This is a genomic window from Bilifractor sp. LCP21S3_A7 (assembly GCF_052118825.1).
Taxonomy (GTDB): domain Bacteria; phylum Bacillota; class Clostridia; order Lachnospirales; family Lachnospiraceae; genus Bilifractor.
The window spans coordinates 1-588 of sequence record NZ_JBQKGL010000032.1 but is presented as its reverse complement, the minus strand read 5'-3'; the positions used below and the strand labels follow the sequence as shown (position 1 = coordinate 588).

The following is a 588-nucleotide window of genomic DNA, read 5'->3' as shown; positions in this document are numbered from 1 at the left end:
CACGTGTAAGTTCAACATCCTCATCCAAATCTTTCTCTTCATCCATTTCTTTCAGAATACGAAGGTATTCGTCCGTATGTCCATCAAGCCATTTGATCCTGTCATCAAGCTTGTTCTTAGTAAAGTTGTTATTCTTGGAATTGTTTGCCTGAAACTTACTGCCATCTATTGAAGAAAACCCCCACTCGACCGCTCCGGCAAGTCTTCGATTGAACTCATGAAACAGTTTCTTCAGAACATCAATGTTGTCCTTGCGGAAATCAGATATCGTCCGAAAATCTGGTTTTGCTCCGCCCATCAGCCAGATCACTTCAATGTTAACTTCGCAGGCTCGTTGAAGCTTTCTGGAAGAACGGATCTCGTTCCGGCATCCATATATATACAGTTTCAACAGCCCTTTCGGATCATAAGTGGGCCGCCCTTCTTTGGCAGCTTCCTTGACTCCGTATTTCTGAAGATCAAGACTGTTAACAAAAGCATCTATGAGACGTGCTGTACTCTCGGGATCAACAAACGAATCCATCGAGCAAAACATCATTTGATTTCTGTCACAGGTTTTAACGTATGGCATTCTTGACTCCTGAAATC

General features: G+C 42.9%; 1 protein-coding gene. It reads right to left on the bottom strand.

Going from position 1 to position 588, the window contains the following annotated elements; genetic code table 11:
- A partial coding sequence (locus tag ACTQ1O_RS14045) for a transposase (RefSeq protein WP_441487792.1) occupies positions 1 to 571 on the bottom strand: 571 nt, incomplete at its 3' end.
- Positions 572 to 588: the final 17 nt, after the last annotated feature.